17 protein-coding genes are annotated in these 18,414 nt (G+C 49.0%); all 17 read right to left on the bottom strand.

The annotated features are described in order from the left end of the window. Nucleotides 1-233 precede the first annotated feature (233 nt). Nucleotides 234-1,118 (bottom strand): 4-hydroxy-tetrahydrodipicolinate synthase, encoded by an 885-nt coding sequence (gene dapA / locus LQV63_RS02105; RefSeq protein WP_233695463.1) that lies wholly within the window; start codon nt 1,116-1,118, stop codon nt 234-236. A gap of 60 nt (nt 1,119-1,178) precedes the next feature. Then, nucleotides 1,179-2,396: an aspartate kinase gene (dapG, locus tag LQV63_RS02100; RefSeq protein ID WP_233695462.1), complete on the bottom strand. Its 1,218-nt coding sequence runs from the start codon at nt 2,394-2,396 to the stop codon at nt 1,179-1,181. Nucleotides 2,397-2,623: 227 nt separating this feature from the next. Then, on the bottom strand, nt 2,624-3,664 hold the full coding sequence (locus LQV63_RS02095; RefSeq protein ID WP_233695461.1) for an aspartate-semialdehyde dehydrogenase: 1,041 nt from the start codon (nt 3,662-3,664) through the stop codon (nt 2,624-2,626). 209 nt (nt 3,665-3,873) lie between these two features. After that, nucleotides 3,874-4,464: a dipicolinate synthase subunit B gene (locus LQV63_RS02090; protein ID WP_233695460.1), complete on the bottom strand. Its 591-nt coding sequence runs from the start codon at nt 4,462-4,464 to the stop codon at nt 3,874-3,876. Beyond that, complete coding sequence (gene dpsA / locus LQV63_RS02085) at nt 4,461-5,360, bottom strand: dipicolinate synthase subunit DpsA (RefSeq protein WP_019425040.1); 900 nt, start codon at nt 5,358-5,360, stop codon at nt 4,461-4,463. The genes LQV63_RS02090 and dpsA overlap by 4 nt, the downstream gene beginning before the upstream one ends. Before the next feature lie 185 nt (nt 5,361-5,545). Beyond that, nucleotides 5,546-6,040 carry a dUTP diphosphatase gene (dut, locus tag LQV63_RS02080; protein WP_192813654.1) on the bottom strand — a complete coding sequence of 165 codons (495 nt, stop codon included), beginning with the start codon at nt 6,038-6,040 and terminating at the stop codon, nt 5,546-5,548. Beyond that, entirely contained in the window at nt 5,973-7,247 is a 1,275-nt protein-coding gene (locus LQV63_RS02075; protein ID WP_019425038.1) for a M16 family metallopeptidase, read from the bottom strand. Before LQV63_RS02075 ends, dut begins: the two co-directional genes overlap by 68 nt. 60 nt (nt 7,248-7,307) lie before the next feature. Next, nucleotides 7,308-8,321, bottom strand: a complete 1,014-nt coding sequence (locus LQV63_RS02070; RefSeq protein WP_233695459.1) for a polysaccharide deacetylase family protein — start codon at nt 8,319-8,321, stop codon at nt 7,308-7,310. Nucleotides 8,322-8,532: 211 nt separating this feature from the next. After that, nucleotides 8,533-10,740 carry a polyribonucleotide nucleotidyltransferase gene (gene pnp / locus LQV63_RS02065; RefSeq protein ID WP_019425036.1) on the bottom strand — a complete coding sequence of 736 codons (2,208 nt, stop codon included), beginning with the start codon at nt 10,738-10,740 and terminating at the stop codon, nt 8,533-8,535. A gap of 238 nt (nt 10,741-10,978) precedes the next feature. Further along, complete coding sequence (gene rpsO, locus LQV63_RS02060; protein ID WP_019425035.1) at nt 10,979-11,248, bottom strand: 30S ribosomal protein S15; 270 nt, start codon at nt 11,246-11,248, stop codon at nt 10,979-10,981. Nucleotides 11,249-11,416: 168 nt separating this feature from the next. Next, nucleotides 11,417-12,397 (bottom strand): bifunctional riboflavin kinase/FAD synthetase, encoded by a 981-nt coding sequence (locus LQV63_RS02055; RefSeq protein ID WP_233695458.1) that lies wholly within the window; start codon nt 12,395-12,397, stop codon nt 11,417-11,419. 318 nt (nt 12,398-12,715) lie between these two features. Next, complete coding sequence (gene truB / locus LQV63_RS02050) at nt 12,716-13,633, bottom strand: tRNA pseudouridine(55) synthase TruB (RefSeq protein WP_233695457.1); 918 nt, start codon at nt 13,631-13,633, stop codon at nt 12,716-12,718. Then, nucleotides 13,630-14,706: a DHH family phosphoesterase gene (locus LQV63_RS02045; protein WP_233695456.1), complete on the bottom strand. Its 1,077-nt coding sequence runs from the start codon at nt 14,704-14,706 to the stop codon at nt 13,630-13,632. The genes truB and LQV63_RS02045 overlap by 4 nt, the downstream gene beginning before the upstream one ends. Next, on the bottom strand, nt 14,703-15,059 hold the full coding sequence (rbfA, locus tag LQV63_RS02040; RefSeq protein ID WP_019425031.1) for a 30S ribosome-binding factor RbfA: 357 nt from the start codon (nt 15,057-15,059) through the stop codon (nt 14,703-14,705). Before rbfA ends, LQV63_RS02045 begins: the two co-directional genes overlap by 4 nt. Nucleotides 15,060-15,113: 54 nt before the next feature. Continuing rightward, on the bottom strand, nt 15,114-17,783 hold the full coding sequence (gene infB, locus LQV63_RS02035) for a translation initiation factor IF-2 (protein ID WP_233695455.1): 2,670 nt from the start codon (nt 17,781-17,783) through the stop codon (nt 15,114-15,116). After that, nucleotides 17,776-18,099 carry a L7Ae/L30e/S12e/Gadd45 family ribosomal protein gene (locus tag LQV63_RS02030; protein ID WP_019425029.1) on the bottom strand — a complete coding sequence of 108 codons (324 nt, stop codon included), beginning with the start codon at nt 18,097-18,099 and terminating at the stop codon, nt 17,776-17,778. Before LQV63_RS02030 ends, infB begins: the two co-directional genes overlap by 8 nt. After that, entirely contained in the window at nt 18,092-18,403 is a 312-nt protein-coding gene (gene rnpM / locus LQV63_RS02025; RefSeq protein WP_019425028.1) for an RNase P modulator RnpM, read from the bottom strand. The genes LQV63_RS02030 and rnpM overlap by 8 nt, the downstream gene beginning before the upstream one ends. Nucleotides 18,404-18,414: the final 11 nt, after the last annotated feature.

The following is an 18,414-nucleotide window of genomic DNA, read 5'->3' as shown; positions in this document are numbered from 1 at the left end:
TTCAGTTGGCCGTCGTACCAATGAATTTCTTTCTTTTTGAATAAAAAATATACCGCACCCAGTCACTTGATTCTCATTATACATGAACAAAAGTAAAAAACACAAGTCGGCGTTTGTTACGTATATTGTTGCCGAAAACAAAGAAACCGATGCTTCGAAATCGCATCGGTTCTTAAATATGTTCGATTGCATAGCTTATTTTGCATAAAAATGCATGTTCAAAACGTAAGCTTTTAGCCTTGCTGCGCTTCAATGGACTGAACTAGCTGACGTATAGATGCCGCTTCACTATCTGTAGGTTCCACTAACGGCAAGCGTACGCCACCAACGTCAAAACCTTTGAGCTGCATGGCATATTTGACGGGTACCGGACTAGGAAATTCGAACAATCCTTTAAATACGGGATATAGCTCTTGATGGAGACGTGCAGCTTCAGCCGGCTGGCCAGCCAAATACGATTCGATCATCTTCTTCATCTGTGCGCCAATCAAATGACTCGCAACGCTAATAATTCCATAGCCCCCTATCGCAAGCAAAGGCAAGGTCATCGGATCATCACCGCTGTACACCCGGAACGATTCCGGCGCGCGCGCTGCGAGTTGAGACATCTGATCGACACTGGCGCATTCTTTCGTCGCCACGATATTCGGTATTTCTGCAAGACGCAGCGTCGTCTCTACTGACAAGCTTGCCACTGTGCGACCCGGCACATTGTATACAATGACCGGAAGCGACGTGGAGTCCGCGATTGTTTTGAAGTGACGATATAGTCCTTCTTGACTCGGCTTGTTGTAATACGGTACGACCGCAAGTATTCCGTCGACACCAGCCTCTTCAGCCAGCTTAGTCATATGAACGGAATGCGCGGTGTTGTTGCTGCCGGTACCTGCGATGATGCGAGCACGTCCGTTCGCTTTTTCCATGGAAAAACGAAACAACGCCAGCTTCTCCTCATCGGTTAACGTGGGAGATTCTCCTGTCGTGCCGCACACGACGAGGCTGTCGCTCTGTTGTTCTTCGATTAAGTAATCGAGTAGTCGTTCTACTTCATACCAATGGATTTCTTCGTTCTCGTCGAACGGTGTCACCATGGCTGTAATCATTCTTCCGAAGTCCACATTGATTCCTCCTCTGGCGTGTTTAACGCTGAAAGTTCGGGATTCATATACAATGCCGGCTTATCGATGAAGCTCAAATTTAGCATGCAGCGCACGTAATGCACGAACCATATCTTCTTTACGTACGAGCACCCATATCGTCGTATTGGAGTCAGCCGATTGAAGGATCTGAATTTCTTGTTCCGTTAAGGCTTCAACGATGCGGGCCATAATACCTGGGACCCCATTGATGCCGCCTCCGATAACCGAAACCTTTGCACAACCTGACAACGACCTTGGAGCATACCCCATCTCATCCAACACATGAAGCGCGCGAGGCGCATCATTGTCGAACACCGTATAAACTGCTCCCGAAGGGGTAACATTAATAAAATCAACGCTAATTTGATTTTGGGCCATTGCTTTGAACACTTGCAGCTGTAAATCATAGGCGCCTTCCCGGGCTTCTACTGTTATTTGCGTTACGTTGCTTACGTAAGCGATTCCGGTCACAAAGCGATCAACGATACCCGTCTCGATATCGCGAAAGCCTTCCGGATGTGTGACAAGCGTCCCCTCGTCGTCACTAAAGGTGGATCGTACGCGAACAGGCACTTGCGCTTGCATTGCAATCTCGACCGCTCGTGGATGAATAACCTTCGCCCCATGATGCGCCATATTGCATATTTCGGCATAACTCACCACCGTAAGCGGCTTTGCGTCTTCCACCAGCCGTGGGTCAGCCGTTAGAATACCGTTCACATCTGTATAAATGTCGACAATTTCTGCATGCAATGCCGCACCCAGCGCAGTGGCCGAAGTATCGCTGCCACCACGTCCAAGCGTTGTGAAGTCACCGTTTTCCGTCTGTCCTTGGAAACCAGTCACGATAACAACCTCAGCATCCTTCCACGCGCTAATGACGCGTTCCGGACGAACATCCACGATCCGGGCATTGCCATAATGGTTGTCAGTCTTAAATCCAGCTTGTGCCCCCGTAAGGACAGTTGCCGTAATTCCTTCATTCTGCAGCAAGCTGCAAAGCGTTGTCGCGGATATAATTTCACCGCAGCACAGCAGTAAATCCTTCTCGCGAACAGGCAGATTGTCTCCGTTCTGACCAATCCAATCAAGCAACGTATCGGTTGCGTAAGGCTCTCCCCGTCTGCCCATAGCAGATACGACAACCGCCAGACGGTATCCCTGATCCAATTCACGACGTATATGGTGGATGACGCGAACTCTGGCTTCTGCTGATGACAAGGAAGTTCCACCAAATTTTTGAACTAAAATGCGCATGTGTAATTCCTCCAACTTATGAAGACTGAACGGCAGAAACATCGATAGCCAAAGAAAACCAAGCTTGCTTAACAGCCTAGTATGAGAAAACCTCTATCGCGGCCTATCGAAGATGAGCGACCGCGTGTAGAGGTAGGTTGTATCGCCATAAGGAAGGTTTGGTTTTGCTTTAGCGCTTCACAGAACTTGAACATTCCTTAATGGTAAAGCAGGAGCGGCCGGCTGGATTACTGCCGCTCCGAAGCGATGTATTCTGCGATTTGTACCGCGTTCCATGCAGCGCCTTTCATTAAGTTGTCTGATACGACCCACATGTTAAGAGCACGTGGCTCATATAAGTCACGGCGCAAGCGTCCGACAAATACGTCTGGTTTGCCGGCCGAGTCTGCAGCCAACGGGTATTGCTGAGATTCAGGATCATCCACCAAAGTCAAACCAGGAGCGTTCGCGAGCAGTTGACGGACTTCATCCATCTGGAAATCCTCTTTCAATTCAACATATAAGGATTCAGAGTGTCCGTATACGACCGGAATTCGCACGCAAGTAGCCGTTACTTGAATGTCCTCATCGTTCATAATCTTCTTCGTCTCACGGATCATTTTCATTTCTTCCAACGTAAAGCCGTTATCTTGGAATTTATCAATTTGCGGGATGGCGTTAAATGCGATCTGATGCTTGACTGGAAGTGAACCTACCGGCAAAATATCCGGATTCACATCAGTTCCTTCAAGCGCCGCTTTCGTCTGACGAAGCAGTTCGTCAATCGCGCGGCTTCCCGCTCCCGATACCGCTTGATAAGTGGATACAATCACTTTGGAGATTCCATAACGATCATAAAGCGGCTTCAATGCTGCCACCATTTGAATTGTAGAGCAATTCGGGTTCGCAATAATACCTTGATGTTCTTTGACCTTCTCGATGTTAACTTCAGGTACGACAAGCGGTGTATTCGGATCCATACGGAAGGCGTTGGTATTATCTATGCAGACCGTGCCCCGTTCAACTGCTGCCGCAGCTAACGCTTTACTAACGTCGCCGCCAGCGCTGAACAAAGCGATGTCCACTCCTTCAAAGCTTTCCGGCTTCGCTTCCTCAACGGTAAACTCTTGACCGTTAAACGGAATCTTTGTGCCGGCGGAACGAGCCGATGACAACAATTTCAATGTATTTATCGGAAATTGGCGTTGTTCCAGCAGCTTGACAATCTGTCCCCCTACTGCACCTGTTGCGCCAACTACAGCAACGTTAAACCGCTTCTGATTCGTCATATGACTTTCTCCCCTCTGTCCCATCAATCTAAGCCCCCTTCAATCACGAAGCATTCCAAGAGGTCATTCGACATCGAGTCTTGCATTCACTCTCGAAGAGCCTATGCTCCCGAAGCAGGTTTCCTGCGGAAACTTTTACTTCTCGGTGCTGAAAAGGGGCTTTTTGTATAAACACTTATATTAATATTATGCGTGATAAGCTATATTGTCTATTGAAATCGCTCAATAAGGACCGGCTGGAGCTGTCTTCCTTCCAACGCCGCAAAACACGCTTCAGGAACTAATTCCATGCGTGCCACTAGGGAATTCGGCTTTTGTGCTGGATTGTCTTGACCAAACGGCACGAAATAAATGTATTTCGCGACTAATAATTTAGCGATATTGGCTGCGTTCAATCCGAGTCCGTCATTCGTTGAGATCGCCAAAACTAGCGGACGCTGATTGCGCATCTGCGCCTTGGCTGCCATCAAGACGGGACTGTCTGTCATCGCATTGGCGAGTTTGCTTGTCGTATTGCCAGTGCACGGTGCAATGACCATCACATCAAGCAGCTTGGACGGGCCAAGCGGCTCGGCTTCTACAATTGTAGAAATAATATCATTCCCAGTAATTTCTTTCAACTGCTTTTGCCAATTTTCTGACGTTCCAAAGCGCGTATCCGTCGTCATCACCGTCTGTGACGCAATGGGGATGACGCGCGCTCCCGCGTCGACAAACCGCTGTATTTGTGGCATGACTTCCGCAAATGTACAATGAGAACCCGTTAATGCATAACCGACCGTCTTCCCCTGATAGTTCATTGCCCATTCCCCCGATTCCGCATAAACTCAAGAAGCAGCTTCGTTATGCAGTGCGCCAAGATGCGCCCCGCTGACTTCGGAGCAACGATGCCTGGCAATCCGGGAGCTAACATCGCCTTGACGCCGCGCTTCTCTGCAAAGCGAAAATCAACGCCGCCAGGGAACGAGGCCAAGTCAATAATAACCGCACGGTTAGGTATTTGGGCAATGACCTGTGCTGTGACTATCATAGTCGGTATCGTATTAAAAAGCAAGTCGATATTTGACACCTGATGGGCCAATTCGCTTAGGAAAAACGGCCTGAATCCCATCTCCGTCGCACGAGCAAAATGCTCATCTTTGCGCACACCGATACGAACATTCGCTCCCAATCCGAGCAAGGTACGAGCCAACGTGAATCCGGTCCGCCCCATGCCGAGCACGACCGACTCCGAACCGTGCAGCGTAATATCGGTATGCTGGATCGCCATCATCACCGCTCCTTCAGCGGTAGGGATGGAGTTGTAAATCGCTACGTCGTCCCGATCGAACAATTCAATGAGTGAAATCCGGTATTTCGTGCATAGCTTGCTTAAGTACGGCTTTGACATCCCGGTAAAAATGACGCAATGCTCCGGTACAACCGCCATATGTTCTTCGGTAAGCATCAGTTCGTCCGAAGTAAATATCGCATGCACCTTGCCGTTATCGTCTGTGCCTACGGCTGGCAGCATTATGGCATCGGCATCCTTCAACAGCTCCGGTGTCAACGGTTGACGTTGAACGCCATGGAACGGGTTCTGCAGCTGGTCAAATCCGACTAGCGTGATACTGGCGTCGAGTTCGATGAATTTATGAATAATTTCAAGCTGACGGGCGTCCCCACCTATGAACACGACTTGAACTCCGGTTAACATAGTCGCTGTCCACTCCTTTCTGAGCCCAAACGTATAGAATATCTTATGCGGGAGCCCATAAAGGGGTGCAGCCACGATCTGATAGCTGGCATCGAAATCTTCGAACAAGGTAGCTTCTCAGCAACCTCTTATAGCAAAAAACGCAGCCGCTCCCGGTACAGGAGCAGACTGCGTTATTATGCCGATTATTTCGTGCCCGTATGTCCGAACCCACCTTCTCCACGAACGGTGTCAGATAATTCGTCTACTTCAATTAACCGGATTTGCGGTACGAATTGAAATACCATTTGGGCAATCCGTTCTTTGCGTTCAATAGTGAAATGCTGCTGCCCCACATTCACGAGCAGCACCTTGACTTCACCGCGGTAATCCGCATCAATCGTACCGGGAGAATTCAAGCACGTGATGCCTTGCTTATAGGCAAGACCGCTGCGCGGTCGGATTTGGGCCTCCAAATGGGCGGGCATCGCCATCGAGAAGCCTGTAGGAATCAATGCGCGATGACCCGGCGCCAATGTTATCGGCTCTTGCACAGCTGCATATAAGTCAAAGCCAGCAGCAAGGTCAGACATTTTCTGCGGCAAAGAAATATCTTCATTTCCGGGTAATCTTTTAATTTGTACTTGATGATCCTGCTGTAACAAGACAATCCCTCCTGAAAGCCGATATTGCACGGTCATTCGAACCGACCATCGAAACCGCGAATGGTTGCGACAGCATGCGCTGCAGCACAAACGAAACGTCTTCCATCGTTATCGCTTCAATTCGTGCTATGATTTCATCTAATGTATAGTGTTTGCCGAGCATCAATTCATTCTTCCCTAATCGGTTCATGCGGCTTCCGGTACTTTCCAAGCCCAGAATCAAATTCCCCTTTAGTTGTTCCTTCCCCTTGCGCAGCTCTTCATTCGACAACCCTTGTACGGCTAAATCCCCCAATACTTGCAGCGTCAAATCAAGCACTTCCTGCGTCTGCTTCGGAGCAGTTCCCGCGTAGATCGTGAACAGGCCGGTATCCGCATGTGATGAGTGATAGGAATAAACAGCATATGCCAAGCCTCGCTTCTCACGAATTTCCTGGAACAGATGCGAGCTCATGCCGCCGCCGATGACATTATTGAGCAGTATCATCGCGTACAGACGCGGGTCGGTCATCGAGCAGCCCGGAAGGCTCAAGCATATGTGATTCTGCTCGGTCTTCTTCTTATGATAGATCAATTCGCTGTGAAAGCTCGGTGGCGTAATCGATGATGACTGCTTCGTATTTTCGAAATGACCAAAATGCTTCTCAAGCAGTTCGACAATCGAATCATCGAAATTGCCAGCTACGGCAATGACCGTATTTGCGATCGTATAATGCTCCCGCATATATTGACGCAAGTGATCCGGTCCCATCAGGGACAGCCGCTCTTTCGTCCCTAGAATCGGGTAAGCAAGCGGATGCGATCCGTAAGCCGCCCGCGTGACGAGATCATGAACCGTGTCATCCGGCGTATCCTCGTACATCGCGATTTCTTCCAAAATGACGTTTTTCTCTTTCATAAGTTCATCTTCTTGCATCGTTGAGCGAAAAAACATATCCGAAAGCACGTCGACCGCGAGCGGCAAATGTTCATCAAGCACCTTCGCGTAATAGCAAGTATATTCTTTGGAGGTAAACGCGTTTACGTTCCCTCCAATCGCATCGAACGAATCCGCTATCGCTTTCGCATCGAATCGCTCTGTTCCTTTGAACATCATATGTTCAATAAAATGAGAAATACCGTTGGTCGTTTCATCCTCATGTCGTGAACCCGTCTTCACCCATATACCGAAAGAAACGGAACGGCAGGTCGGTATTTTTTCCATAACGACACGTAGTCCGTTACGTAACTGCACTTTCTCCACCGGCAATCCTCCTCATCCGTAATTCTATCCATGCATGCCTATCTAATCCTACCAAAAAACTTACCGTCTCTCAACTGGAACCAACGGAACGCGCTGTTCGGACAGCGTGTCGCTCACCGTTCCCGGATGAAACCCTTTATCTTTGATAATACGTATCATATCCTGTAATGCACGGCTGGATGAGGAGGTTGGATGCATCAAAATAAGCGTACCCGGTTCGACCTTCTTCCTTATTTTCTGCAATATAGTGGAAGGTTCAGGCTTCTTCCAATCCACCGTATCAAGCGTCCATAAGACGGTTGATAAGCCATGTGCATGCGCAGTGGTTACCGTCAACGCATTAAAGTCGCCGGACGGCGGAGCAAACCATTTGTTTTCGACACCTAACGTTTCTTTTAGAAGCCGTTTTGTCTTCTCGATTTGCTGCGACTGCAGTCCTGCGCTAAGCTCGCTCATATTGGGATGCGTATACGCATGATTTTCCAATTCGTGTCCCTCGGCTTGAATTTGTTTTGCCACATCGGGATTTTTACTCAACCAGCTTCCATCCAGAAAAAAACTTGCCTTCACCTTCTCCTCCTGCAGCACCTTCAACATCGGAGTAATAAACTCATTTCCCCATGCGACGTTAATCATAAGCGCCACCATCGGCTTATTCGGGTTCCCTCTATATATCGGCTGCGGTTCCAAATCACGCAACGAAACTTCTGGCTTCACCTCTCGCAGTATCCATTTCAGTTTATCCTGCTCTAATTTCCCCTTATTTGCCTTGTAGGTCCGTTCTATATCGGCCTCGACTCCGTTATACCCGGGAATTGCTTTCCATACTCGATCAATACGAGCATTTATCGGCGCAACCTCGTGCTGCTTCGCTTCCGCCATAATCCGCTGCATGAGCGGATTATGCTCCAACGCCTCGATCGAATCCGTCTGAAACGCTTCACTCATCACAAGATCTGCCTTGCGTTCCTGAATAAATGTTCCCACCTCGGTCTCAGAAGCGATGAGCAGAACTCCGAGTACGCTCGCCGCAATTACAATCCATTTCCATATGATAGGCCGCATGGCGTCCATTCCCTTCCAAAGTTTGTCCTTCTGATTCTATGCCATTTCGGCGCAGCTTATGCGGACAAGGATGATTAGAAAGGAGAACAAAGAAAATAGACGCAAAAAAAGAGCCAGAAACCAGTCTGCCTCTTTCCTTGAATCCTATAATCGCCATCCGGCGTTTCAAGTGTGCAACGGAATCGAAGTCCGTTACAATATGAATACACCCAAGTGCAGCCTATGCTTGCGGCTTCGGCGGGCGCGGTCCTCGCGGCGGACGTTGTCCACCTTGATTGTGGCGGCTGCCATTATTCCGCGGGCGATCTGCAGTTATTGCTTCGGTTGCAGCGCCATCCGTCGGTTGAGCGGGCTCGAGCAACACTTTGCGCGACAGATTGATGCGGCCTTGCTGGTCGATTTCAACGACCTTCACTTCAATCTTATCACCGATGGACACGACATCCTCTACTTTGGCGACACGCTCGGTAGACAACTGCGAAACGTGCACAAGACCTTCTTTACCCGGAAGAATCTCTGCAAAGGCACCAAACTTCTCAATGCGCTTCACCGTCGCAGTATAGGTTTCACCGACAACCACTTCTTTCACAATGCCCTCGATCATCTCGCGAGCGCGATCATTCGCTTCTTCGCTAGGGGAAGCGATGAAGATGCGCCCATCCTGTTCGATGTCCACCTTAACGCCGGTTTCTTCAATAATTTTATTGACGACTTTACCACCAGCTCCGATAACATCGCGGATTTTATCTGGATTAATCTGCATGATAAGAATTTTCGGCGCATATTTAGACAACGATTCACGCGGCTGTTGAATCACTTCGAGCATTTTTCCCAAAATGAACATCCGGCCTTCACGAGCTTGCGCGAGCGCTTGCGTCAAAATATCACGGTCAATGCCGTCAATTTTGATGTCCATTTGAATGGCCGTTACGCCTTCTGCCGTACCTGCCACTTTGAAGTCCATATCACCGAGATGGTCTTCCATCCCCTGAATATCCGACAAAATAGAAAAATGCTCGCCATCTTTAATCAGTCCCATTGCGATTCCGGCAACCGGTGCTTTAATCGGTACGCCTGCGTCCATCATAGCTAATGTGCTTGCGCAAATACTAGCTTGCGACGTAGAACCGTTCGATTCCAGCACTTCGGATACGAGACGAATCGTGTAAGGGAATTCCGTTTCCGGTGGAATGACTTTGGACAACGCACGCTCACCAAGCGCACCATGACCGATTTCACGACGTCCTGGCGCACGAAGCGGACGTGCTTCACCTACAGAGAACGGCGGGAAATTGTAATGATGCATGAAGCGTTTCGATTCTTCCAGACCGAGGCCATCCAAGATTTGCACATCGCCAAGCGCACCTAACGTACAAATGCTGAGCGCTTGTGTCTGGCCACGCGTGAATAGACCTGAACCGTGCGTGCGCGGAAGCAGCCCTGTATCGCATTCGATGTGCCGGATTTCATCCAGATTCCGGCCATCCGGACGCACTTTGTCATGCGTAATCAGACGACGAACTTCTTCTTTCACGATATCATACAGCGTCTCTTTGACATCGTCCAGCTTCTCTGGCGTTTCCATATAGATCTCTTCGAAATGGGCCACCGTTTCTTGATTGATGGTGTCGATTGCTTCTTGACGTGCGTGCTTCTCAGGAATGCGGATCGCTTCGACGAGACGTTCCAGAGCAAATGCGCGCACAGCTTGATTCACATCGGCTTCAACGGCATGCAGCTTGACTTCCATCTTCGCCACGCCTGACATTTCGGCAAACTTCTCAATGGAAGCGACAATTTTTTTAATCTCTTCATGACCGAACATAATCGCTTCGAGCATTACATTTTCTGGCACTTCGTCTGCTTCAGCTTCAACCATCATAATGGCGTCCTTCGTGCCGGCCACAGTAAGATGAATGTCGCTCTTCTCTTCTTGCTCTACTGTCGGATTAATAATAAACTGTCCGTCGATGCGCCCGACAATGACGCCGCCAATCGGTCCATTAAACGGTACGTCCGATATGGTCAATGCAGCGGATGTACCGATCATCGCTGCGATTTCTGGAGGACAGTCTTGGTCTACGCTCATGACCAGGTCAACGATTTGAATGTCATTGCGGAACCCTTCCGGGAACAACGGACGAATTGGACGATCAATCAGGCGGCTAGCAAGAATCGCCTTCTCGCTTGGTCGACCTTCACGTTTGATGAATCCTCCAGGTATTTTACCAACAGCATACAAACGTTCTTCATAATTGACGGTTAACGGAAAGAAATCTAAATCCTTCGGTTCCTTCGATGCCGTAACGGTACAAAGCACAACCGTGTCGCCATATTGAACCTTAACCGCCGCATTAGCTTGCTTGGCCAGAAGGCCTGTCTCCATTACGAGCGTTCTTCCGCCAAGTTCCATCTCGATGCGGTTCATCGGATCCCTCCTTAAGTTTAAACAGTAATCATTTCGGCACTACTCCCAGTATTTCCTGCATTTTATTCAAAATACCGTTTAAAGAGGTTGCACAAAAATTCCCTTTTGAACTCCCACTTTAAAGAGGAGCTTGTCCCATATAATTATGTATGAGCTTTCTTAATCACTAAAAAGCAACCCAGTTGCATGCCGCATTATCAGGCGGCGGTGAACAACCAGGCTGCTTGGGGTCGTGCTATTATCGGCGAAGACCGAGTTTTTCGATCAATGCGCTGTAACGCTTAACGTCTTTCTGCTTCAAGTAAGCCAACAACTTACGGCGTTGACCAACCATTTTCAACAAACCACGACGGGAATGATGGTCTTTCTTGTGCGTACGCAAGTGATCCGTCAAATTAATAATGTTTTGCGTAAGGATAGCGATTTGCACTTCCGGAGAACCCGTGTCCGATGCGTGCGTCTTGTGTTCTTCAATAAGCTGATGTTTGCGCTCTTGAGTTAATGCCATCCTATTCACCTCCTAATATGTGTAAATTGATGTACGCCATTAGCCTCGTTACCGTCGGTGAGATCGTGTAACCAAGCTAAGGACAAGTGTCGCAAATACGACAACGTTATTAGTATAGCATCATCAATCGCAAAAGTAAAACGATGTTTCGCTTTATCTATCTGCAGCTTATCGCTCTTGAGCCGCGCAGGAGAACATCGATTCTGCATCCATAGCAGCTAATCGTTGGCGTGCTTCTTCCGCATCCGCTGTTATTTGCGCAATTAAATCTTGAATCGAGTTAAACTTCTGTTCAGAACGGATATAATCCATCACGGCTATAGCAATTGTTTCCCCATAAATATCGGCATCAAAATCAAATAGATGCGCTTCAATGGTCGGTACGGTTTCTCCGGACTTGAACGTAGGCTTCAGACCGATGCTCAGCACGCCGTCATACCATGTCCCGCCAACCTTCACCTTCGCGGCGTATACTCCGATTGCAGGAATAATGTACGGCTCCTCAGGATTTACGTTGGCTGTCGGAAAGCCGATAGTCCGGCCGCGTGCGTCTCCATGAATGACCTCGCCCTGAATCAGATATGGCCGGCCTAAGAGTTGATTGGCCTTCGTAATGTCACCTTGAGCCAAGCATTGACGAATCCGTGTGCTGCTCACTTTCGTACCGTCTTCGCTGTGCGCAGGCACAATATCTACGGTAAAGCAGTCATTTCCCCAATCTTTCAACATCTCAGCCGTTCCCTCCCCGCGATGACCAAATCGATAGTCAAAGCCGATGACTACATGCTTCACTCCAAGCGCGCATACGGCCTCGGCGAATTTCTGCGCCGATACTTGGGCGAACGACATGTCAAACTGAACAACGTACAAGCGATCCAGACCCATTCGGGACAAAATTCGTTCCTTTTCCATTGGCGGCGTCACATAACGGTGATATTCAGATCTGCCGAATACTCCTTTCGGATGCGGATGAAATGTCATCAATCCGACCGGCAAGCCGTGTTCTGCTCCATAGTCCAACGCACGCTGAATCACTTGTGCGTGTCCTGTATGAATTCCATCAAAATGACCTAGTACCAACACTTGCGGTTGTCGGCATGAAGTCCAGCTCGTGTCATCGAGCGGTGCGTGTAAAGGTATCGTTTCCATCGTAATCAGAGCCCCTGCATTCTATCGTTTTGCGGTTGCAACTAACCGTTTATGTTACTTCTAGAAGTTGTTCAAAAAGTCCCCTTTTTTCACGAAGCATCCCAAGATGTCATTCAACGTCGAATCTTGCATTCACTCTAGAAGAGCCTATGCTTCCGATGCAGTTTTCTTACGAAAAGTTGTATACTTCTCAGTGCTCAAAAGTGACCTTTTTGAATACGCACTTCTAGTATGTTCTCCCTTTCACAATATAAGACGAAAAGGTGGCGCAAAAAGAGTACCAGATAACTCCATTTGCGCTGTCTCTCTCTAACAGCTTCATTCGGGTAGAAATACTTTGATGGGGCGCAACTCCGACTGCCCCTCAGGTACATGAAAGATTCCAAAGAACGTTCCCTGTTCATCATACAACCGAACGATGGTGTTCGTCAAAGGTTGCGGAGACAAAGCATGAACCGGAATGCCCCGTCCTTGAGTGGCATACGTCGTATATCGCTCCATAACGCACGTCTTCGGCATAAAAGAAATTGCTTCATCCACAGGAACGAGCATCGATGTGAAGGAATCTTCGGCGATGGCTTGTTCGATCTGCTCGAACGTCACACATTGATCTTCAGTGAAGTTGGCAGATATTGTCCGCTTCAGATTGGACATCGTCGCCGGAACACCAAGCTTGCGCCCGATATCCACACATAATGTACGAATGTAAGTCCCTTTGGAGCACAATACGCGAAACCGTATTTCAGGCTCGGCTTGACCAAGCTGCATTTCCTGAAGCTCAATATTGTAAATCGTCACCTGACGAGGCGTTCGTTCAACAGACTTTCCTTCTCTTGCCAGCTCATATAATCGCTTGCCGTTCACTTTGACGGCCGAGAACATCGGCGGCACTTGCTCGATGTTGCCCACGAACGCTAGTATGGCGTCCCTTACCATTTCTTCAGTAAGATGAGAAGCATCGCTTCGTTCTATCACTTCTCCGCTCATATCTTCCGTATTCGTAGATACACCACAGCGCAGCGTCGCTTCATATTCTTTAGGCATTTCCTGCAAATATTCCACCAAGCGGGTCGCCTTCCCGATGCATAGCGGCAATACGCCAACCACCTGTGGATCCAATGTGCCTGTATGACCGATTCGTTTCTCCCAAATCAATCGGCGAACCTTCGCTACGACATCATGCGATGTCCAATCGGTCGGCTTCCATACCGGCAGCACACCATGATACTTTGTCATAAAGACTGATTCACCCGTTCTACAACCATAGTAATGACATCATGCAATTGTCCGTTAATTTTGCACCCGGCAGCAACAACATGTCCTCCGCCACCGAAATGCTGAGCAATCTCAGCGACATTCACCGTCCCGGCAGAACGCATGCTGACCTTGACTCCGGTCTCATCCACCTGCTTGAACAACAGGCCGACTTCCACCCCTTCAATATTGCGCGGATAATTGACGAGCCCTTCCAAATCCTCGCTCAACGCTCCCGTATCAATCATATCTTCCGGTGAAATATACAACCAGCCAATCTTCTGATCGGGAGTGAAGGACAGGCGCGAGAGCCCTCGCTTAATGAGTTGAACTTGCGGCATCGACATTTTCTCTAGCAGCCGATCGGCAATATCGTTGCCATCTACTCCGTGCTTCAGCAGCTGTGACGCAATCGCCATAACATGCGGGGTCGTATTGCTGTACCGGAATCCCCCAGTGTCAGTCAAAATCCCGGTATACAGCATCGTCGCCACTTCCGAATCGAGTTCCTCGCCAGACACTTGCAGCATATCGAACAGAATCTCTGCTGTAGCTGCAGCATCTTCTCGAATTAACGCGACTTCGCCATAGTGATCGTTGGTCGGGTGATGGTCGATGTTCAAGATGCGGGCATCTTGAGCCACCCACTGCGCAATTTTGCCGATACGAGAATAATCCGCACAGTCCACACAGATGACCATGTCATACGTAAGTTGCGAATGTCTCTCCTCTTCATCTGCATAGGAGCGTACGACCTCGGACATCGACAAGTAGCGCAGCCGATGCGGCACTCCGTTCTCATTCACCATCTTGAAGGTCTTGTTCCATCTGCGGAGCAGCCAACCAATAACGAGGGTTGAGCTTATTGCATCTCCATCAGGCTGGACATGAGATACGACAAGCACGTTGTTGCAAGCACGAACAAAATCGCAAGCTTTTTGCAATTCAACAACGTATGACGGAGAAAACTGCTCAGCCATGCAATTCTCTGTTGAGACAAGTGAATCGAGCCGTAAGCTCGATTCCACTTGTTCCTGCTTGTTGCGCTGCATCATGGTGTATCGTTCTCCTCGCGAATATCACCAAGCAGCTTTTCAATTCGACTTCCATATTCAATCGAAGCATCTATCTTGAACGACAGCTCTGGAGTATGGCGAAGACGGATTCGTTTTCCGACCTCGGAACGGAGAAATCCACTTGCTTTATCCAGCGCTTTAATAGTTTGCTCTTTCTGTTCTTCATCGCCCATGACACTGAGATAGACTCTCGCAAGCGACAAGTCATTAGTCACGTCTACTCCCGTCACCGTAACAAAGCCGATGCGAGGATCTTTTAATTCCAGTTGTATAAGTTGACTCAATTCCTTTTTCATTTGTTCGCCAACCCGTCCAGCACGAATGTTCGCCATGGGAAACACCTCATTTCATTAGTTGCTGTGGAAGCTGCTGCCGTACAGGTGTGTTTATTTGCGTTCAACCGTCTCCATGACAAACGCTTCGATGACGTCGCCTTCTCTGAGATCGTTGTACTTATCCAGCATAATTCCACACTCATATCCTTGTGCGACTTCTTTTGCATCATCCTTGAAGCGCTTAAGCGAGTCGATTTTCCCTTCGAAAATGACGATGCCATCGCGAATCAAGCGAGCTTCTGCCGCGCGGGAAATCTTGCCTTGCGTAATCATACAGCCCGCAATCGTACCGATCTTGCTGATTTTGAACGTATTCCGTACTTCAGCATGACCAATAACGACTTCTTTATACTCCGGATCAAGCATCCCTTTCATCGCTTGCTCGATTTCTTCTACGATAGTGTAGATGACTCGATGCAGACGAATGTCCACTTTCTCTTCATCCGCCGTTGCTTTCGCTTGCGCGTCCGGACGAACGTTGAATCCGACGACAATGGCGTTGGAAGCCGTCGCCAGGATGATATCGGATTCGGTAATGGCGCCGACACCGGAATGCAAAATCTTGACGCGAACACCTTCAACGTCGATTTTCTGAAGCGAACCGCGCAGCGCTTCGACCGAACCTTGCACGTCCCCTTTAATGATGACGTTCAGTTCTTTCATTTCGCCTTCTTTAATGTGCTTGAACAGGTCGTCAAGCGTTACGCGCGTATTGGCGCCCAACTGGCTTTGTCTGTATGTCGTTGCACGCTTCTCCGCAATGGAACGCGCTTTGCGCTCGTCCTCGAACGCCATGAACGGATCGCCTGCTTGCGGAACATCAGTCAAACCTGTAATTTCTACTGGAGTAGATGGACCTGCTTCTTTCAAGCGGCGTCCACGATCATTAACCATCGCGCGTACACGCCCGAAGCATGTGCCGGCTACGAAGGCATCTCCGACTTTGAGCGTTCCGTGCTGCACGAGAATACGCACGACCGGTCCGCGGCCTTTATCAAGCTCTGCTTCGATAACCGTACCGCGAGCTCGTTTGTCAGGGTTCGCCTTGTACTCATTTACTTCTGACACGAGCAAAATCATTTCAAGCAGTTCATCAAGCCCCATGCCCTGTTTCGCAGACACGTTGACGAAAATCGTATCTCCGCCCCATTCTTCTGGAACGAGTTCATATTCCGTCAATTCTTGCTTCACGCGATCCGGGTTAGCTTCTGGCTTATCAACCTTGTTCACGGCAACAATAATCGGGCAATTTGCTGCTTTTGCATGGCTAATCGCTTCTACGGTTTGCGGCATGACACCGTCATCTGCCGCTACGACGATAATCGTAATGTCCGTAACTTGCGCACCACGGGAACGCATCAATGTAAATGCCTCGTGACCCGGTGTATCCAGGAACGTAACCTTCTTATTGTTGTATTCGACTTGGTATGCTCCGATATGCTGCGTAATACCGCCCGCTTCAGCACTTGTTACATTTGTTTTGCGGATAGCATCAAGCAGAGTCGTCTTCCCGTGGTCGACGTGACCCATAATTGTAACGACAGCCGGACGCTCTTGCAGGTCAGCTTCTTCGTCTTTTTCTTCTGTTTCTTCGAACGGATCTTCGGAAACCGGAAGTTTCAAGTCCACTTCAACCTTGAACTCATCCGCAATCAGCTGAATCGTTTCCAAATCGACCTCTTGGTTGATGGTCGCCATCACACCGAGGAATAAGAGCTTCTTGATGACTTCGGAAGCATCCTTGTGGAGCAGCTTCGCGAGTTCTCCTACCGTCATCTCTCCGCGCACAATAATCTTTTTCGGTGTATTGTCAATTTTTTCACGATGCACTTGCTGTTGATTGTTCCCTCTGCCGCGGTTCTTGCCGCCGCGACCGCCACGACCGTTGCGCATGCCGCCGCCCGTTCTGTTGTCATCAAAGCGCTTAGTCGTGGAGTTCGGCTTTCTGCTTTGATTTTTGTTGCCGCCTGGCTTCTGAGAGAAGCTGTCGTTATTCGTCGAATCGAAGCTGCGTGCAGGCTGCTGTTGACGCTGAGGCTGTTGCGATTTGCCTTGGTCGTTACGCTGCTGCTGCTGCGGTGCAGTTCTCTGCTGTCCGCCCCGATTCATATTATTGGATTGGCCGCCTTGCTGCGGTCTGCGTTGTTCACCTTGTCCCGTCGGTTTCCCCTGATTGTTACCTTGTCTTGTATTCATAGAAGTTTGTCTATCGCCGCCCTGTCTCTGTTGTTCTCTTTGACCATCACGAGCTCCACCACGATTAGCGTTGCGATCCGAAGAAGCCGCTGGGCTCGACGGACGTCCATCACGCGAACCACTGCGATTTCCATCACGCTGTCCTTCACGCTGCGGATGACGCTGTCCTTCACGCTGTCCTTCACGCTGTCCTTGACGCGGCTTATTCTCGTTGCCTTCTTTACCGCTGTTGTCCGTTCTCTTTGGCGCTTCGGCAGGTTTGCTGCTCACTTGACTGACTTGCGCTTGCGTTTGCGGTTTAGATTGCGGTCCGCCCTCACGCTTCGCTTGTGCATTTGCTTTTACATCCTTAAAAAACTGTTCTACTTTTACCACTGCATCATTCTCCATTACACTCATATGGTTGTTTACTGGAATGTTAATACGCTTGAGAATCGTAATAATTTCTTTGCTGCTCATATTGAGCGATTTGGCATATTCATACACTCTCAATTTGTCTTTATTGTCCTTCTCTTGTTTAGTCAATATACTCCACCTCCGACATAGTTTTCAGTCCGTTCTGCATCATGTTCGCAAACCCATGATCCGTAACCGCCAAGACCACCTGTTCCGCTTTGCCGAGGCTTTCCCCAAGCATCATTCGGTCAAACCCGATGACAAGCGGCACGCTGTAGCTATGGCATTTATCCCGAAACTTCTTTTTCGTGTTCTCCGATGCATCCCCCGCAACGAATACGAGCCGCGCTTGCTTGCTTCGAATCGCCTTCATCACATTCTCGTCCCCTGTAACGAGCTTGCCTGCCCGGCGCGAGAGGCCTAGCTGCGACATCAGCTTACTCATCATCGTCCTCCCGCTCTTGCAAAGCGCGAAATTCATCTTCCACTTTCACGAAATCGTTAGCAAGCTGTTCATATATTTCGGAATGCACCTGATGCTTCAACGCCCGATCCAAAGCACGCGATTTATGAGCCAGCTTAAAGCAGGATAGCTTTCCGCACAAATATGCGCCGCGACCTGATTTTTTCCCTGTCAAATCGATTAGCACTTCATCCTGGGGCGTCTTCACAACACGAATAAGTTCTTTCTTCGGCATCATTTCCTGACATGCGACACATTTGCGCAGCGGCACTTTTCTTTGTCTCATGACTCATACCC

The sequence above is a fragment of the Paenibacillus profundus genome (assembly GCF_021369635.1).
Taxonomy (GTDB): domain Bacteria; phylum Bacillota; class Bacilli; order Paenibacillales; family Paenibacillaceae; genus Paenibacillus_B; species Paenibacillus_B profundus.
Note: the sequence above shows the minus strand (reverse complement) of the source record. Positions and strands in the feature narration are given on the sequence as shown.